This window comes from Mycobacterium sp. 1165178.9 (assembly GCF_001673555.1).
Classification (GTDB): Bacteria; Actinomycetota; Actinomycetes; order Mycobacteriales; family Mycobacteriaceae; genus Mycobacterium.
On record NZ_LZMB01000256.1, the window covers coordinates 1 to 513 of the forward strand.

The window sequence follows — 513 nt, forward strand, 5'->3', positions numbered from 1 at the left end:
GCAGCCTCAGGTCGACGTCGTCCCTGAGCGTGAGCTCGCCCGCAATGTGCCGGGCCTCATCCTGGATCCCCAGTGCCGCCAGACATGCGCGAAAAGCGTGGTCCTCCAACGCGACTGGTGCACCGAACACGGCCATGATGCCGTCGCCGGTGAACTTGTCGACCCTGCCGCCGAATCGTTGTACCACCGCCGCTGCGCGCTCGACGAGTTCGCCCATGATCTCGCGTAGTCGTTCGGCGCCCACCGCAGCGGCGATATCCATCGAATGCACGACGTCGGCGAACAGCACCGTCACCTGCTTGTACTCGGCCGGCTTGGCCGAAACCGCCGTCGGTGAGCCGCACTCGTCGCAGAACTTCGCGGTGGCGCGCAGGGTTATGCCGCACGCCGAACACGCTGCTTCCGCCGTCGTCACATGAGCACCACCGTCTCGGGCCCCCCAGTCGCTAAGGATAAGCCCCTTGTCGGCCCGAAGCGGGGGTATTGACCGTTTGCTGGCGGCGGCGCTACGCG

At 66.7% G+C, this 513-nt stretch carries 1 protein-coding gene; it reads right to left on the bottom strand.

The window, feature by feature from the left end; translation table 11 throughout:
* A partial coding sequence (locus tag A5652_RS11570; RefSeq protein ID WP_232001166.1) for an adenylate/guanylate cyclase domain-containing protein occupies positions 1 to 415 on the bottom strand: 415 nt, incomplete at its 3' end.
* Between the last annotated feature and the right edge of the window lie 98 nt (positions 416 to 513).